Genomic DNA, 16,007 nt, shown 5'->3' with positions numbered 1-16,007 from the left:
CCGCAGGCTTATCGATTATTGTTTACAGGGAGAATATACAATGGACAGAAAAACGGCATCGTCTTTATTCTGTTTTAGGGGAGCGATCATGGTTCTCCTCTTCACAGTTTTTTATCTCTGTTGCCCGGGCATGGCTGCTGATGGCAGCACCACATCTCAAAATGATGTATATGCCGCTCCTCTAACTGAAGATTTTAGCGAACTTTCGTGGAGCGGATCATTTGAAAAACTTCACAAAAAAATTTCATGCGAATACGCTTTTACAGATTGGAAAAAAATTGACTGGAAATACCTATATAAAAAAACCAGACCCAAAATTGAAAATGCACAAAAATCAAATGATTTCACATCCTATTATTTGGCCTTGAAAGAATACCTGTACAGCATTCCCGATGGACATGTGCACATGACATCGATCCATGAGATCGATAATAAATTTATAGGAGGCGGGTTTGGATTTTCGGCTGTAAAACTATCAAACGGAAAGCTGATAGCAAACTGGGTGGATGGATCCGGAGAGGCTTATGCAAAGGGGATGCGCCCGGGAGCGGAGATCCTTGAATGGGATGGCCGTCCCGTCGGGGAGGTGTTGAATAAAGTACCTGTCTTTTTCGGCTCCAACCCTGCAACAAATGAAGATCTTGTCAATCAGAAGGTCCGATATCTTACCAGGGCTCCGATAAATACTTCAGCAACAATAACATTCTCAAACATTGACAGCAGCATAGGAAAAATATCTTTATGTTCTTACGATGACAAAGGATTATCCTTACGCAAAAATTATCCCGCCTGCGTGCTCTCCGATGGACTGAGAGACCTGATCCTGGACGTGGAAGATCCACAGGATCCTCCTTTGTCGATGGTCGAAAAAAGATTTCTAATTGGAAGCATTGGCTACATCAGGGTATGGGGAGAAATTGATCTTGACCTGAACGTAATAGGGGAAGCTCCCTCTACGCTTGGTTTGTTCAGGAATGCCCTGAACGAATTCAAAAAAGCCAAGGTCAGGGGCCTTATCTTAGACATCAGAAACAATGTCGGGGGTCTGGATTCAATGGTTGCAGACATGCTGGCATCGTTCTATACCGAAAAAGTGCTTTACGAATACCAGAATTCTTACAATACAGTGACAGGAAAAATGGAGATACGTCCCGATCCTTCCGTAAAAACCAGCCAATCTGATCAAGGGCTCTACATCGATCCCGCAGCTCCATACTTCAACGGACCGGTCGTAGCTCTTATCAATTCGAAATGCGTGAGTTCGGGTGAGGGGTTGGCAAAGGGAATAAATAACCTTCTCCAAGGCGAAACTGTGGGATTTTATGGAACGAACGGTTCTTTCGGACTGGCGGGTGACGAGGCTAAGATTTCAGGGGATATTGTCGTGCATTGGCCTTATGGGCAGTCTCTGGATAAGGACAAGAAAGTTCAGATAGACAGCCGTAACGGAAAAGGTGGAGTTTCGCCATCCATACGAATACCAATGACACTCAGCAATGCGCTGAAGATATCTGAGGGCGTGGATGTTGAGCTGGAACAGGCAATTGAAGTTATAAATTCATATACCGGTGAACGTGCCGGAGAGATATAAATCTTGACAGATCCATGCTGCCCCAATAATCAAATATTTGTACGACTCCTTTTTTCCGGGTGTTTGTGCTATGCTATGCATGTGTGAGCGCATATTCTATTAAAACAAGGCGCTTTAATTATCAAGGAGGTAGATTGTTGGTGAGTTCCGACATATCGGGCAGTATCATCCTGCTAGTCGTTTTGCTGATACTCTCGATTTATTTCAGCGCAACCGAGACGTCAATAACGGCAGCAGGGAAAGGTAAATTACTCGCTCTATCTGATGAATATCCTCATCGCCGAAAGGATTTTCTCTGGCTTGTAGACAACACAGCCAAAGCAATAAACGTTACTCTCATTGGAAACAATTTGGTAAATATTGCCGCAAGCGCCGTTGCAACTACCCTGGCGCTCAAACTTTTTGGCGCATTGGGGCCAGCTCTTGCTGTGGCCACAATGACAGTATTGATCGTGGTTTTCTGTGAGATCCTGCCTAAAAATTTTGCCATAGCAAAAAAAGAGGGCGTACTGCTTTTCTCCCTTCCCTTCCTGAAGTTTTTCAGCACGATAATGACTCCTGTAACGTGGTCTCTGAGAGCCGTTCTGAAACTGTTTGGAAAGATTGCAGGAATGGATCTTGTCTCATACAGCTCTTTGATCTCCCGCCAGGAGATAGACCACATCGTTTCTGAGAGCAGCGCGGCAGGTGCGCTTGAAGAGGATGAACGCAAGATGATCCATGGTGTCATAGCCTTTGAGGAAACAAGGGTCTCCGAGGTCATGGAGCCGAGGACGGATGTCTATGCGATAGAGCAGGACAGAACTGCTGAAGAGGCAGTCAATATTTTTCTTGAAAGTGGACATTCAAGGATCCCCGTATACAGGGAAGACCTTGATCAAGTCATAGGAATACTTTATGCGAAGGACCTTCTTGGTCCCCTGGCACGCAGCGAAAAAAACATATCGATCCTGAAACTCATGAGAAAACCGCTTTTTGTGCCAGAAACAATGAAGACCGATGAAGCTCTTGATACGATGAAAAAATCAAGGACGCACATAGCCATAGTCATCGATGAATACGGAGGCATGGCAGGTCTTATAACTCTTGAAGACCTAATTGAGGAGATAGTCGGAGATATACAGGACGAATATGATACTGAAATTCCCGAGATACAGGTAGAGGATGAGAACACATATCTGGTTCAGGGACAGGTAAACCTGGAAGAGCTTTCTGATGCGCTTGCCTATCCTTTCGACACAGCTTTTGAAGATGTTGACACGCTGGCAGGGATGGTCCTTGAGCTTTCGGGGGACTTCCCGACGCAGGGACAGCTCGTGACATATGGATCGTGGGACATCCACGTGCTCCAGGTCCAGAATCACAGAATACTCCAAGTCCGCATGAAATACATAAAGGAACGGACAGAAGGACCCATTTCAGAATAGACAGCATTAAGCGAGATAAAAATATCGCGGAGGATCACCAGTTGCAGGGTGATCCTCCGCGTCTTTATCACTCATTATTCGGGTTTGGGATAAAAGTTGTTCTTTCCGGTCAGTTCGGTTATTTGGATCTTTATTACAGCTGTTGCCTTGAGCATACCTTCCGTCATGGGTTCTTTTGGTCCGCGATAGTGATCCATGAGTATCTTCAACGCTTCTCTTTTTTCCTCAATGTCCTCTATAAAAGAAGCTGTTCCAAGGCCTGAGACGCTTCTGTACTTCATGCTGAACTCTGAGGGGTTTTCTTCGTTTCGTACTACCTCAGCATCGATCGCGACGTTAAAGGCGACCTTATTGTTTTCTTTGAGCAGGTCTATCTTTTTGCCCTCTCTTGCTCCGTGGACAATAATGAAATCATCCTTGAAACCGTAGTTTAGAGGTACGACATAAGGCCAGCCCTCTTTGTCAGACATTGCGAGCTGAATCCAGACGCCTCTGTCCAGCACTTCGGTGATCCAATCACGCGATGTGACTTCCTTATCTTTTCTTCTCAAAAGCAATACCCCCCTCGGTCTGATATCTGACCCGATTATAAGATGAACGGGCATTAAAAACAATGTGAGCCTTGGCCGTATGTTCTCTGAGAGCAAGAACTCGTTTATATATCTTACAGCATAAGAAGGTAATTTATTGACACCCAGATATTGAGATGCTATTTTAGCATGATGAATATAAAGGTTTTCGAACGGAGTGACAGCAATGTTCTGTTATAAAAAAGCAGCAGAAAAAAACATTAAAGATGATCAGGATCTTTTTTCATCTGTAAAAGAGATAATCGACAGGGTCAAGGAAAGCGGAGACAGAGCCCTCTCATTTTACAGCGAAAAGTTTGGAGGCGCTCCCATGGATTCTTTCAGGGTATCAGAAGAAGATATCCACATGGCCTATTCGGGTATATCACAGGAACTTCGCGGAGCCATCGAGCAGGCTGCATACAACATAAAGAATTTCGCACTGCTTCAAAGTGACACAATAAAGCCCCTTCTGGCCACAGAGACCTCGAGGGGAATTTTCCTTGGCCACAGCATAATCCCGGTCGATTCTTGCTGCTGTTACGTTCCCGGCGGAAGCCATCCTCTCTTTTCTACGGCTCTTATGCTTGTGATCCCTGCAAAAACGGCTGGTGTGAAACGTGTATGTGCGGCTGTTCCGCCAATGGCCGGAAGCCGCCTGCCGCATCCGGCGACTTTGGCAGCACTGAAGATAGCAGGTGCAGATGAGGTATATGCTGTCGGAGGAGCTCAGGCTGTGGCTGCTTTTGCATATGGTACGGACAGCATAGCCCCGGTTGCCATGATCGTAGGTCCGGGAAATAAATATGTGACCGAGGCAAAACGTCAGGTATACGGAAAGGTCGGAATAGATTTTGTTGCGGGTCCAAGCGAGGTGCTGGTCATAGCAGACGAAAACGCAGATCCTGCGGTCATAGCGGCCGACATCCTTGCCCAGTCCGAGCATGACGTCGACGCAGCGGGCATATTGATAACCACGTCAAAAGAAATCGCGGAGAGAGTCTCAGCAGAAGTAAAGGGGCAGCTCGAAAGGCTTGATACAGCAGATATTGCCGCTGAGGCCTGGGAGAAAAATGGGATCATAATGATAGCTGACTCTCTGGAAGATGCAGCAGAAGCTGCCAACGAGATCGCACCCGAGCATCTTGAGATAAATACGGCAGATCCCGATAGGCTTATCCCGCTGCTTAGGAACTACGGTTCGCTCTTTATTGGGGAGGGGTCGGCAGAAGTTTTCGGAGACTATGTGGCAGGTACAAACCACACGCTTCCTACGATGGGGGCGGCGAAGTACACGGGAGGAGTCTCTGTAATGACCTTTCTCAAAGTATGCACATTCCAGCGGATCACGCCTGAGGGGGCAGACCTCCTTGCTCCCATTGCTGAGGTAATGGCTGAGAACGAAGGGCTCTTCGCCCATGCAGTTGCAGCCCGTGTGCGAATGAAAAAGAGATCTTAAGCTACATCCTTACGGAGATCCCCCTGCGCGAGAGATATTTTTTCAGTTCCGGTATGGGGATCTCATTGTAGTGAAACAGCGATGCGGCAAGCACTGCATCTGCCATGCCTTCAGCAAAAGCATCGTAGAAGTGCGAATACTCTCCGGCCCCTCCGGAAGCGATGACGGGGATGTTTACCTTTGAACTTATCGCAAAGGTGAGCTCAAGGTCGTAGCCTGATTTTGTGCCGTCCCTGTCCATGCTTGTGAGCAGTATCTCTCCCGCCCCTAGCCGTTCGGTTTTCAGGGCCCATTTGACCGCGTCGAGCCCGGTAGCTGTGCGTCCTCCGGCAGTGTAGACTTCCCAGGTGCCGTTCCCATTGCTTTTTGCGTCTATAGCTGCGACTATGCACTGACTGCCGAAATCCTTTGCGCCTTCGGTAATGAGTTCCGGTCTCTTTACTGCGGCAGAATTGAGGGAGACCTTGTCCGCCCCGGCCCTGAGGATCGTTCGGATGTCGTCGGCCGTGCGTATTCCTCCTCCAACTGTGATCGGTATGAATACCTTGGATGCCACAGCCTTTACCAGTTCCGCAACGGTCTTACGTGCGTCGCTTGTCGCGGTTATATCCAGGAATACTATCTCATCAGCACCTGCCGCTTCATAGGCTACAGCGCATTCTGCCGGATCTCCAGCGTCCCTGAGGTCAACGAAATTTATTCCCTTGACGACTCGCCCGTCTTTAATGTCAAGGCATGGAATTATCCTCTGTGCGTACATTTTTAGTTTCCCCCCGCCAGTTCCGCAAAACGTCGCAATATTGAAATGCCTTCAGCCCCGCTCTTTTCCGGGTGGAACTGGCATCCGAAAAGATTCCCCTGCTCAACGGCCGCATCGAAAGTTGTTCCGTAATCTGAAAAAGCAGATACTATTTCTTTATCATCCGCTTTTACATAATATGAGTGAACGAAATACATGTAGGTCGGGCCGGACAGCTTTCCAAGAAGTCTGCTTTTCTTTTTTGTCTCTATTGAGTTCCACCCCATGTGGGGAATTTTAAGTCCTTTATCCGATGGAAAGAGAAGTGTCTTTCCACGAAGTATTCCGAGACCGGAAACACCAGGACTCTCTTCGCTCTCTTCGAACAGCAGCTGCATCCCTGCGCAGATCCCAATAAAGGGTTTCCCGCTCTTTGCCGCAATTTTTACTGTATCTACAAGTCCCTTGCGTTCCATCTCTGCCATTGCGCTTCCAAATGCACCGACGCCCGGAAGTATTGCTCCCTCTGCAGAAAGTATTTCTTCAGGGTCAGATGTTACCGTTCCGGGACACCCGATAAAGTCCAGCGCATTCTGCACGCTTTGGAGATTGCCGGCTCCGTAGTCTATGATCGCTATCATCAGTTTTCGTCCTTTTTGTGGCGGGACATAAGTTCATCAAGCACCTCATTGAAAGTGACTCCTGAAGAGATGCAGGCTACCAGAAGGTGGTAAAGCAAGTCTGCCGCCTCATAGCGGAAACCATCCCTGTCTCCTGTAGCGGCAGCGATAGCTGTTTCGACCCCCTCTTCCCCTACCTTCTGTGCGACCATTGAAGGTCCTTTTGCAAGGAGCCTCGCCGTGTAGCTCTCTTCCGGACTCTCTGACTTCCTTATGTTTAGGTAGTGCCAGAGGCGTCCAAGGAATGTAGCTCCTGTTGAGTCTTCTTTTCCCCAGAGGGAACGATGGAAACAGGTCCGCTTTCCGGTATGGCATGCTGGCCCGGCAGGTTCCACTATAGCCAGCAGTGTGTCTCCGTCGCAGTCTATGCGAAGCTCAAGGACCTCCATCACATTCCCGCTCGTTTCGCCCTTTTTCCATAGCTCTTTTCTGGATCGGCTCCAAAGAGTCAGTTCTCCGGAGGCAGCCGTAAGTTTCAGGGCCTCTTCGTTTGCCCATGCGGTCATAAGCACCTCGGCGCTCGTTGAATCCTGGACAACGACCGGAACAAGTCCCTTTTCGTCAAATTTGATAAGGCTCATATCTATACCGGACATTACCTATTGTTTCCTTCCTGATGCGGCATGCAGTGCATCTGAGATAGTTATCCCGCCCTCATAAAGGCTTTTACCGATTATGCCCCCGGCCAGTCCAAGAGCATTCAGGGATATGATGTCGTTTACAGTAGTTATCCCGCCTGCCGCCACGATGTCATTCCTGCCTTCGGTCAGCTCCCTGTATAGTTCGGGATCCGTACCGGACATCATGCCGTCACGGTCTGTATTTGTAACGAGAAAAATTGAAAAACCGGTCTTCCTGAGCCAGGTGAGGGCTTCTTTGGGCCCCATATCTGTTCCACTGAGCCAACCGGAATGTACGACCTTTCCTGCCTTTACATCAATAGCAGGCATAGCTGCAGGGCCAAACTCGCTTGCTATATGACAGGGCATATCGTCATCTTTAAAGAGCAGGCTCCCTATCATTACCCTGTCGGCACCTGCTGAGAGGGCGTCCCTTACACTGTCCTCTGAACGAAGTCCCCCTCCGTACTGCACGAACATTCCGAGGGAGGCTATCTGTTCAAGCACTTCCAGGTGACAAGGCCTTCCTTCTTTAGCGCCTTCAAGGTCAACAATGTGTATGTGGGTGCATCCTGCGTTGAGGAAGTTTTTTGCTGTTTCGAACGGTGAGAGCCCATAATCCTTCTTTTTCGAAAAATCACCCTTAGTCAGGCGGACTACATTGCCACCGAAGAGGTCTATCGCGGGAAAAAGTATCACAGCCAGAGCCCCTTTGTGCTTGGTGCACCGTCTGAGGGTGAAAGAGCCTGCCTGAGCGCTATCCCGACCCCTTTGAATACAGCTTCGGCCGCATGGTGTGAGTTGTCGGTCTCCAGAAGGGCTATGTGGAGGGTCATGCCGCCCTCTCTGGCAAAACCCCTGAAAAATTCGGGGACGAGTTCCGTGTCAAAGTCACCGCATTTTTCTGAGGGGAACGAGCCGGAGAAGTAAGAAGCTCCTCTTCCGCTGAAATCAAGAGCCACCCTTGCCAGCGAGCCGTCCATCGGGAGGATGCACCATCCGTAACGTGCGATGCCGCCCTCTTTTGCTGTCTCCCGAAGCAGCTGTCCCAACGCGATCCCGATATCCTCTGAAAGGTGGTGATAGTCGACCTCAGTGTCGCCTTTTGCTTTAAGGCAGATCCCGAGACCTGCCCTGCTGAACATGAGGTCGACCATGTGGGCAAGGAATCCGCAGCCGATCTCTATTTTTCTCACTTTGCCCGGAAATTCGAGAGAAACTTCGATCTCAGTCTCATTGGTCTTTCTTAGAGTCTCTTTTTTCATGCTGAAGCCGCCCCTTTTACATAATTTTCTATGGCATTCACGACTCCGAACATCGAACGCCATCTAAGCTGCACTGATCCAGAGCCTGCCACGAGGCGCAGGGAGACAGGAGCCGTCTCCTTGATAACCATCAGTCCGTTGGCTTTCAGGGTGCTCCCTGTCTGGACGATGTCAAAAATGCAGTCGCTCAGGCCGAGAGCGGGGGCAAGTTCTACAGAACCGTTAAGTTTGAGGATCTTTATCTGAACTCCCCATGAGTTGAAAGTGTTTTCGGCTATTCTTGTGTATTTTGTTGCGACCTTCAGTCCCATCAGGCTGCAGGTGTTGCCGTTGAATTTCTCTGCCACTCTCTTGGTGCCGGCGACAGCCATGAAACATTTTCCCCTGCCGGTATCCAGCAGTTCCACCAGAGAGATGCCTGATTCTTCTACAACATCATTCCCTGCGATAGCCAGGTCCGCAGCTCCGTAGTGCACCATTGCCGGAACGTCTGAGGGTTTTGAAAGCAGATAGCGAAAACTGCCTTCGTCGACTACAAGGTTTCTCCCGTGATTTTTGAGTTTGTCGACCGGAAGTCCGGACCCTTCCAAAATTTCTATACAGTCTTCAAGCGAACGCCCTGTGGGCAGCGCGAAAGTCAGCATGATAGGACCTCCCTGTCAAAATCCGCCAGATCTGAAATTTGTCCCGTGAGCAGATTTGTCACCTGTTTTGACGTGAAATCGGCCCAATATCTATATTTACGGAGCCCCGCAGTTTTAATGGACTCATTTTTATCCGCAGTCCAGCTCAATTCGAAGGATATTCCCTTTTTGTACAATCCGTCCGCATACCGCAGTCCGTCAGCAGGATCGCTGCACCCGCACCAGAGCATGATCTTCGGCGAAGGAGATCCGTCGATACAATGATCAGCAAGTTCCTTGATGTTCAGTGCGAAGCCGGAAGCCTCTCCCTCCATTCCGACCTTTGCCAGGAGTCCGTCGTATCTGCCCCCGCCACCCAAAAGAGAGGCTGTAACAGAGGAATAGGCGTTGAATATCGGGCCGCTGTAGTAGCCGAGGTCGCGGATGAAACCAAGGTCTATTCGGATCCTCTCTGAATATCCGAGCTTGCAGAGGGAATCACACAGTTTTTTGAGCGGCATGAGGACAGAGGTATCTTCCATCATCAGCATTGCCTCACTTATAACGGAACAATCACCTTTCAGTAAGGGCAGGGCTTTAAGAAGTTTCCTTCTCTCTTCCTCTGTCTCGGTATCGTCGAGGATCTTTGAATATGTTGTGTATGCCCCGTCCTGCAGTGCGCTCACCAATTGTTCCGCGCTCTTTTCCGGAAGGCCTTCAAAAAGCTTTGCGATAACTGACATGTCACCAATGACAACGATCGATTTTTCTATGGAAAGCTCATCAAGAGTCCTGAGAAGAAGCGAGATGACCTCGGCATCGGTGCCTGAGCCTTCCCATCCGATCAGCTCTATGCCCACCTGGTTTTCCTCAAGATTGCTTTTTGGGGGAGCAGGGACCGAAAAGACCCTGTCTGCATAGCAAAGCCTCAAAGGCCGTTCATTTTCTTCATAATGGCTGCTCAGATAAGCGACAGCGGAGAGGGTAAGATCACCCCTCAGAACACATGGCTCTCCGAATGGTGAGTTGAGAGCTATCAGGCGCCTGGCTCTTGATTTTGAGAGTTTGTCCCAGACATCCTCCACGAGCTGGAGTTCTGACGGACTGAATGGTCTGTAACCATACGTAGAGAAAATTTTGAGCGCCTTGTTGCGGCAGTATTCAAGCCTTGCCGCGGCAGGTCCTCCGATGTTGCTGCAGCCTTTAGGGTTTCTGTTCATGTCAATTCTCCGTTTCCTCCTGCAGATGTGATAAGGTAAAATCAAAATGACAGTCAAGATAATAATTCTTACTATCACTTTACTTAGTTAAACTGATAGCTTGATAGTTTTACAAACGGGCTATATAATAACACGCGTTTGTCTCTTTTGCAAATATTGGAGGAATAATTTATGAAAATCGACTTTATCCCCGACGCATTGATATTTGATGTTGACGGAGTTTTGCTCAATGTTGAGAGATCCTTTCCCGAGGTGATCCGACAGGGAATACAGAAGGGATGGGAATCGGTCTGCGGAGGAACGACCGATTCTGTAGGTTATACTTCTGAACACGAAAGGGTATTTAAAAGACACGGGTCATTCAATGACGACTACGACATCGCATGGACGATGCTTTCTATCGCAGCCTTCAGCGGAAAGAAGGATCTTTCAGCGGCACTGCCTTCACCACAAATGCTCAGCAAGGAACTCGGAACTTTCAGCTCAGATGTCATATCATGGATAAGTGCCAGGTACTGCGCTCCTGTTCCCAGAGATGCCGTAAGGAAAATGTGTGCTGAACTTTACTTCGGCACTGAAGAAGCCCCCGGACTTTACAGGCTGGAGATACCGATGCTGGGTTCCCATTGGGAAGAATTGCCGCTTCCCGTAGGTGTTTACACCGGAAGGAACCTCGCTGAGTGGCATCTTGCCAAAAATGCTCTGGGGTGGCAGGATTTTCCTGATGACAGGATAATACACAGCGATACAGGAATTTACAAACCATCGCCGGAGGGGCTGGAACTGCTTTCAAAGAGGCTTGGGTGTGTTGACCCCGTCTTTTTCGGTGATACCGGCAGCGATATGAAGGCACAGGCAGCATTCGGAAAAGGTCATTTCGTGGCTATCGGAGCACTTCTTCCGGAAGCAGAATATATTTACGACCACACCGAAAACGCTGTGAAAGAGATAATTTCCCTCATCGAGGAGGAGTAAGAGATGAACAAAAGTGAGCTTTTCTACAGCATTGCACGTCCTAATATAAGAGACATGGAAGAGTATGATCCGGGGCCTGTATTACCGGAACTTGTCCGCATCTCTTCGAACGAAAACAACCTCGGAGTTTCAAGAAAGGCTGTCGAGGCGATAAAAAATGCCGTTTCGGAATGCAACCGGTATGGCGACAGCAGATGCGACAGATTGAGGAATAAGCTTGCCCAGAAACACGGCATGACTCCTGATCAGTTCGTGATAGGCAACGGTCTTGACGGAGTATTTACGATGCTTGGCCGAGCCTTTATCGAACCCGGAGACGAGGTGGTGTGCGGTGAGCTGACCTTCTCTGTTTACGCCGAGATGGCTGAAATAATGGGAGGCAGGGCCGTAAAGGTCCCGATGACAGAGAATATGGAGCTGGACACAGACGGATTTATTACGGCTGTGACAGAAAAGACCAGGATGGTCGTCTTCTGCAATCCCAACAATCCTACAGGAACGGGCACAGGTATACGTGATATCAGGAAAATGCTTGATGCCATCCCCGAAAAGGTCTTGTTCGTCCTTGACGAGGCATATATAGAATTTGCCGATGAAAATACAGCTGATGGGCTGACACTGCTAAACGAATATCCAAACCTGATGGTCTGCAGGACTTTTTCAAAAGTATATGGACTGGCAGGCCTCAGGGTCGGATGGATAGCAGGGGACGCAGAACTGATGAAATACCTTTACAAGGTCAGGGAACCTTATGTGGTCTCGGTGCCGGCCGCGGCAGGCGCGGAAGCAGCACTTGACGACATTGAGTTTTTAACGGAAAGCGTTGAAATGGTAAGAAATGAAAAAAAGAGTTTTTATGATTTCTTCCGAGCCAACGATATCAGCTTTATCGCCTCACAGACAAACTTCATACTTCTTCCGCTTGGAGAGGTATCCTCCGGGCTGAGAGATGGACTGCTGAAGGACGGAATAATCGTCCGCCTGCTCCGTTTCCGGGGCAAAGGTATCATTCGGATAACAGTGGGGCTGCCGGAAGAAAACAGCCTTCTAAGGGAAAAATTCATGAAAAATTATGTTGAGGCAAAAAATAGACAAAAATAGGCAATTGAGTTGACAATTATCCAAAAGGTGAATAGAATTACCCCCAACATCATTAAAACAACGAACTGAAGTCGAGAGGAGGCACTGGGACATGACACATATCAATTACAGCATCACATCTTGTGGCAATGTTACGCAGTTCTCCTTTATCGGCGCGGGTCCCCTTCACGGGATCTGCGCTCGGGCTGCGTGATTCGGACGGATCAACCGGATAACAGTATCGTTGCGTAAATCGCCGTTGAAGCAGGGCCCGCATAAATGCGGGCCCTGCTTTTTTCGTGCCCTTATGCAGCGAAGAACAAAGGGATTATTAAAAATTCACATAGACCCCGAGGAGGAAGAGAAATGAAACTTGTAATAAGAAATGTTGAGACAAAAATATCGAGGATCCGTTACACACTGGAGAAAATGGTAGAGAGAGATCATCCCTACGCCCAAAAGATGAAGGAGTATGGTGTCAAACCCGAACACATAAGGACCGCACGGGACATGCAGCTCCTTCCCTACACTACGAAACAGGATCTGCAGAAGCACTATCCCCTTGGCTGGCTGAACGTTGACAGAAAGCATGTGGTTCGTTTTCATGCGACTTCAGGGACTACAGGAAACCCGACGGTAGTCTGCTACACACAAAACGATGTAAAGATGTGGAGTGAGTGCGGCGCCTGGTGTCTCGGGCTTGCCGGATTGGATGAATGGGATACTCTCCAGGTCTCTTATGGATATGGTCTCTTTACGGGAGGTCTTGGGATGCATTACGCAGGAGAGCGCCGCGGCCTGGCTGTCATCCCTGCTTCGGGGGGAGCCACGGAAAAGCAGGTAAGGATGATCAAGGAGCTGGGCGTTACAGCATTGGCATGTACACCTTCATACGCCCTTCGCATATCGGAAGTATGGGATGACATAGATCCGAACCGTTTTTCAAACGGGGGGACAAAACTCAAGATAGGGATACTGGGAGCGGAACCGTGGTCCGAGGGCCTGAGAAAACGTCTTGAAGAGAAACTGGGCATCAAGGCTCTGGATATTTACGGCCTGAGCGAAGCAATGGGCCCGGGAGTGGCGATGGAGTGCATCCACCAGAGCGGACTGCATGTAAATGACGAGGCATTCCTGCCCGAGATAATACATCCTGACACGCTGAAAAACATGGAAGACGGCGAAGAGGGCGAGCTTGTGCTGACTTCGATAAAGAAGGAAGCCTATCCCATAATCCGCTACCGTACGAGGGACCGTACCAGGATCCTTCCCGGACCCTGTCCCTGTGGTGATCCAAGTGTCCGCATAGATAGGATAGGAGGAAGGACCGACGATATGCTCATAGTTAGGGGCGTCAATGTCTTCCCGTCACAGGTCGAGGCAGCTCTGTGCAGAGTCAAGGACCTTACTCCCAATTTCATCATAGATGTCTGGAAAAAGGATGGAATGGATGAGATTGAAATTACATGCGAACGCGCTCCGGAGAGTGATCCGGGGGAAGTTGAACACATCAGGAATGAGACAAAGAAACGTCTGAAAGACAGCCTGGGCGTAAATATTGAGGTCAACATTGCTGAACCGGATACAGTCCCCCGTTCGGAAGGCAAGGCAGTCCGCATAAAAAGGCACAAGGAGCCCCACAACGCTAAAGTTTAGCATCGAAAAGCGGTAAAGTAGTAACTCTTTTCGGGCTTGACAATCTTTGAAATATTATTTAAACTTACGCGCAATGTCGCACGAACGAAGGAGGCACCGGACATGAAAAAGAAATTTGTTGAAATAACAAGACATATAGATTTTTCTGTCGCAGTGTACTCTTATCCATGCACGGATCCCGACTCGCGGGATCGGTGTCCAGGTGCTGTGCGCTGAACATCTGATCAAGAAGTGAGGACGGGGTCCGGGTTTTCCGGATCCCGTCTTTTTTTATTTTGTAATTTTGAGTATGAACCGGGAGGAATTATTATGGTACACAGTGAGACAGCGTTGGAAAAGACATCGGAACTTCAGGCAACATTGAACAGGCTTTGGGAGCGTAACCATCCTTATGCAGACAAAATGAAGGATGCCGGAGTCAAACCATCGGAAATAAGATCACCAAAGGATATCGAAAAACTTCCCTTTACAACAAAGCAGGATCTCCAGGCTCATTACCCGCTGGGATGGCTTGGATGTGACAAGGATGATCTGGTGCGCTTCCATGCTACATCGGGAACTACTGGGAATCCGACTGTTGTAGGATACACCGCAAATGACATCTTTTGGTGGAAAAAGGCGATGAAGACTGCATTTAAACGTGCCACAATAACATCGAAAGATATACTCCAGATATCGACAGGATACGGACTTTTTACAGGGAGTCAGGGTTTCCACGATGCAGCTGAAGATATGGGAGTCACGGTCATCCCCGCAAGCGGCGGTTTTACCGAGCGTCAGTTTAAACTAATGCGTGATCTTGGCACGACTGTCTTTACCTGTACGCCCTCCTACGCTGTCAAACTCTGTGAGGTCTGGGATACGTTTTCAAACGAGGAGAAAGCAAGATACAGTCTCCGTCTAGGCATCTTCGGTGCTGAAGCATGGTCGGAAGGACTCAGAACTAAGATCCAGGATACGCTTGGGATCCCTGCCATAGACAGCTACGGCCTGTCAGAAGCAATGGGACCGGGTGTTGGAATGGAATGTCTTGAAAGGAACGGGATACATCTTTTTGACGAAGGCTTCATTTTCGAGATAATCGATCCCGAAACACTTGAACCGCTTGCCCCCGGCGAAGAGGGAGAACTTGTCATTACGTCCCTGAAGAAGGAAGCTTTCCCAATAGTCCGTTACCGCACCCGCGACTTGACGAGCATAATGCCGGGCGTGTGCAGCTGCGGGGACAGAAGCACCAGGATCGAGAGGGTCAAGGGACGTTCAGACGATATGATAATTATCCATGGAGTGAACGTATTTCCTTCGGTGATCGAAAGGGCGCTCTGCAGGGTCCCCGGATTGACCGCGAACTATCAGATAAAGGTCTGGGAGGTAGATGGTTTTCAGCAGATGAGCATATCATGTGAAAGAACCGCGGACAGCCAACAGGAGATCGCAGAGGTGCTTTTGGAAAAGGGCAAAAAATCGATCCACAGCGCGCTCGGGATCCACGTTCCGCTTACAGTTGCAGAGCCGGGAACTCTCCCAAGGTTTGAGGGGAAATCAAAACATATAGTGAGAGAATAATAGCTCTGATACTTGACGAAAACTCAAAATAATGTAAAATGCTTTTCGGCGCTCTATAACAGGAACGTTATGGTTTGTTTGCCGGTGTAGCTCAGTTGGTAGAGCAGCTGACTTGTAATCAGCAGGTCGGGGGTTCAAGTCCTCTCGCCGGCTCCAGAAATATCAAGGGTCTGTGGAAATTTTCACAGATCCTTTTTGCGTATTTCAGGGAGTGTACTTGATACTTCCTGTTGCTTCTTTTGTAGATATTCATCATGCTGATTTATCCTAGTCATATTTCCTTTTCGGTTTTGGATTATTACCAATTTTAGCTATAGATCTGGTCATTCCCATTGTGCTCTTTTCAAATAAAATATCCGAGTTTTATACAGCCATGGTTTTAACTTTTCCTGCGGACGGATCCGTACTGTCAGAATCTATGTTGTCGGTTTACGACTTATCGTTACTGCGTAAAAGACTTAAAAATTATCAGAAAATAAAAAATATATAGTATAATTGAGAAACAAATATAAATAAATGTTACTTATTTGTTCTCAA

15 protein-coding genes and 1 tRNA gene are annotated in these 16,007 nt (G+C 48.5%); 8 read left to right on the top strand and 8 right to left on the bottom strand.

The annotated features are described in order from the left end of the window. The first annotated feature begins 40 nt into the window (after positions 1-40). Positions 41-1,591 carry a hypothetical protein gene (locus CVV54_07805; GenBank protein PKL04000.1) on the top strand — a complete coding sequence of 517 codons (1,551 nt, stop codon included), beginning with the start codon at positions 41-43 and terminating at the stop codon, positions 1,589-1,591. Positions 1,592-1,731: 140 nt separating this feature from the next. Beyond that, on the top strand, positions 1,732-3,018 hold the full coding sequence (locus CVV54_07800) for an HlyC/CorC family transporter (protein PKL04062.1): 1,287 nt from the start codon (positions 1,732-1,734) through the stop codon (positions 3,016-3,018). Positions 3,019-3,092: 74 nt separating this feature from the next. Here CVV54_07800 and CVV54_07795 read toward each other — a convergent pair whose 3' ends face one another. Next, positions 3,093-3,623 carry a pyridoxamine 5'-phosphate oxidase family protein gene (locus tag CVV54_07795; GenBank protein PKL03999.1) on the bottom strand — a complete coding sequence of 177 codons (531 nt, stop codon included), beginning with the start codon at positions 3,621-3,623 and terminating at the stop codon, positions 3,093-3,095. Positions 3,624-3,774: 151 nt separating this feature from the next. Between CVV54_07795 and hisD the strand changes: the two genes are divergently transcribed. After that, positions 3,775-5,046: a histidinol dehydrogenase gene (gene hisD / locus CVV54_07790; GenBank protein PKL03998.1), complete on the top strand. Its 1,272-nt coding sequence runs from the start codon at positions 3,775-3,777 to the stop codon at positions 5,044-5,046. A gap of 1 nt (position 5,047) precedes the next feature. Here the strand turns inward: hisD and CVV54_07785 are convergent, their stop codons facing one another. The 7 genes from CVV54_07785 to CVV54_07755 are packed head-to-tail and all read right to left on the bottom strand — an operon-like array spanning position 5,048 to position 10,193. Further along, complete coding sequence (locus CVV54_07785) at positions 5,048-5,806, bottom strand: imidazole glycerol phosphate synthase subunit HisF (GenBank protein ID PKL03997.1); 759 nt, start codon at positions 5,804-5,806, stop codon at positions 5,048-5,050. A 2-nt stretch (positions 5,807-5,808) separates the two neighbouring features. Beyond that, on the bottom strand, positions 5,809-6,426 hold the full coding sequence (hisH, locus tag CVV54_07780) for an imidazole glycerol phosphate synthase subunit HisH (GenBank protein ID PKL03996.1): 618 nt from the start codon (positions 6,424-6,426) through the stop codon (positions 5,809-5,811). Then, the gene (locus CVV54_07775) at positions 6,426-7,061 is read right to left on the bottom strand and encodes a bifunctional phosphoribosyl-AMP cyclohydrolase/phosphoribosyl-ATP pyrophosphatase (GenBank protein PKL03995.1); all 636 of its coding nucleotides are present in this window, start codon (positions 7,059-7,061) and stop codon (positions 6,426-6,428) included. Before CVV54_07775 ends, hisH begins: the two co-directional genes overlap by 1 nt. A 3-nt stretch (positions 7,062-7,064) precedes the next feature. Continuing rightward, entirely contained in the window at positions 7,065-7,784 is a 720-nt protein-coding gene (locus CVV54_07770; GenBank protein PKL03994.1) for a 1-(5-phosphoribosyl)-5-[(5-phosphoribosylamino)methylideneamino] imidazole-4-carboxamide isomerase, read from the bottom strand. Further along, complete coding sequence (locus CVV54_07765) at positions 7,781-8,350, bottom strand: imidazoleglycerol-phosphate dehydratase (protein ID PKL03993.1); 570 nt, start codon at positions 8,348-8,350, stop codon at positions 7,781-7,783. Before CVV54_07765 ends, CVV54_07770 begins: the two co-directional genes overlap by 4 nt. Continuing rightward, positions 8,347-8,994 (bottom strand): ATP phosphoribosyltransferase, encoded by a 648-nt coding sequence (locus CVV54_07760; GenBank protein PKL03992.1) that lies wholly within the window; start codon positions 8,992-8,994, stop codon positions 8,347-8,349. The genes CVV54_07765 and CVV54_07760 overlap by 4 nt, the downstream gene beginning before the upstream one ends. Beyond that, on the bottom strand, positions 8,988-10,193 hold the full coding sequence (locus CVV54_07755; GenBank protein ID PKL03991.1) for a hypothetical protein: 1,206 nt from the start codon (positions 10,191-10,193) through the stop codon (positions 8,988-8,990). Before CVV54_07755 ends, CVV54_07760 begins: the two co-directional genes overlap by 7 nt. A 171-nt stretch (positions 10,194-10,364) precedes the next feature. Here CVV54_07755 and CVV54_07750 point away from each other — a divergent pair, with 171 nt between their 5' ends. From CVV54_07750 to CVV54_07730, 5 genes are all read left to right on the top strand, one after another. Beyond that, complete coding sequence (locus tag CVV54_07750; protein ID PKL03990.1) at positions 10,365-11,168, top strand: haloacid dehalogenase; 804 nt, start codon at positions 10,365-10,367, stop codon at positions 11,166-11,168. 3 nt (positions 11,169-11,171) lie between these two features. Beyond that, positions 11,172-12,269 (top strand): histidinol-phosphate transaminase, encoded by a 1,098-nt coding sequence (hisC, locus tag CVV54_07745; GenBank protein PKL03989.1) that lies wholly within the window; start codon positions 11,172-11,174, stop codon positions 12,267-12,269. Between the two features lie 345 nt (positions 12,270-12,614). Continuing rightward, on the top strand, positions 12,615-13,904 hold the full coding sequence (locus CVV54_07740) for a phenylacetate--CoA ligase (protein PKL03988.1): 1,290 nt from the start codon (positions 12,615-12,617) through the stop codon (positions 13,902-13,904). Positions 13,905-14,213: 309 nt separating this feature from the next. Beyond that, complete coding sequence (locus CVV54_07735) at positions 14,214-15,470, top strand: phenylacetate--CoA ligase (GenBank protein ID PKL03987.1); 1,257 nt, start codon at positions 14,214-14,216, stop codon at positions 15,468-15,470. Between the two features lie 80 nt (positions 15,471-15,550). Next, a tRNA-Thr gene (locus tag CVV54_07730) sits at positions 15,551-15,626 on the top strand. Positions 15,627-16,007: the final 381 nt, after the last annotated feature.

It is taken from the genome of Synergistetes bacterium HGW-Synergistetes-1 (genome assembly GCA_002839185.1).
Lineage (GTDB): Bacteria > Synergistota > Synergistia > Synergistales > Synergistaceae > Caenicola.
Note: the sequence above shows the minus strand (reverse complement) of the source record. Positions and strands in the feature narration are given on the sequence as shown.

Bases quoted from the DNA above. Each gene is read 5' to 3' on its own strand.
- CVV54_07765 (PKL03993.1), bottom strand. From the start codon at position 8,350: ATGAAAAAAGAGACTCTAAGAAAGACCAATGAGACTGAGATCGAAGTT.
- CVV54_07775 (PKL03995.1), bottom strand. From the start codon at position 7,061: ATGTCCGGTATAGATATGAGCCTTATCAAATTTGACGAAAAGGGACTT.
- CVV54_07750 (PKL03990.1), top strand. From the start codon at position 10,365: ATGAAAATCGACTTTATCCCCGACGCATTGATATTTGATGTTGACGGA.
- hisC (PKL03989.1), top strand. From the start codon at position 11,172: ATGAACAAAAGTGAGCTTTTCTACAGCATTGCACGTCCTAATATAAGA.
- CVV54_07735 (PKL03987.1), top strand. From the start codon at position 14,214: ATGGTACACAGTGAGACAGCGTTGGAAAAGACATCGGAACTTCAGGCA.
- CVV54_07755 (PKL03991.1), bottom strand. From the start codon at position 10,193: ATGAACAGAAACCCTAAAGGCTGCAGCAACATCGGAGGACCTGCCGCG.
- hisD (PKL03998.1), top strand. From the start codon at position 3,775: ATGTTCTGTTATAAAAAAGCAGCAGAAAAAAACATTAAAGATGATCAG.
- CVV54_07740 (PKL03988.1), top strand. From the start codon at position 12,615: ATGAAACTTGTAATAAGAAATGTTGAGACAAAAATATCGAGGATCCGT.
- CVV54_07805 (PKL04000.1), top strand. From the start codon at position 41: ATGGACAGAAAAACGGCATCGTCTTTATTCTGTTTTAGGGGAGCGATC.
- hisH (PKL03996.1), bottom strand. From the start codon at position 6,426: ATGATAGCGATCATAGACTACGGAGCCGGCAATCTCCAAAGCGTGCAG.
- CVV54_07795 (PKL03999.1), bottom strand. From the start codon at position 3,623: ATGCCCGTTCATCTTATAATCGGGTCAGATATCAGACCGAGGGGGGTA.
- CVV54_07785 (PKL03997.1), bottom strand. From the start codon at position 5,806: ATGTACGCACAGAGGATAATTCCATGCCTTGACATTAAAGACGGGCGA.
- CVV54_07760 (PKL03992.1), bottom strand. From the start codon at position 8,994: ATGCTGACTTTCGCGCTGCCCACAGGGCGTTCGCTTGAAGACTGTATA.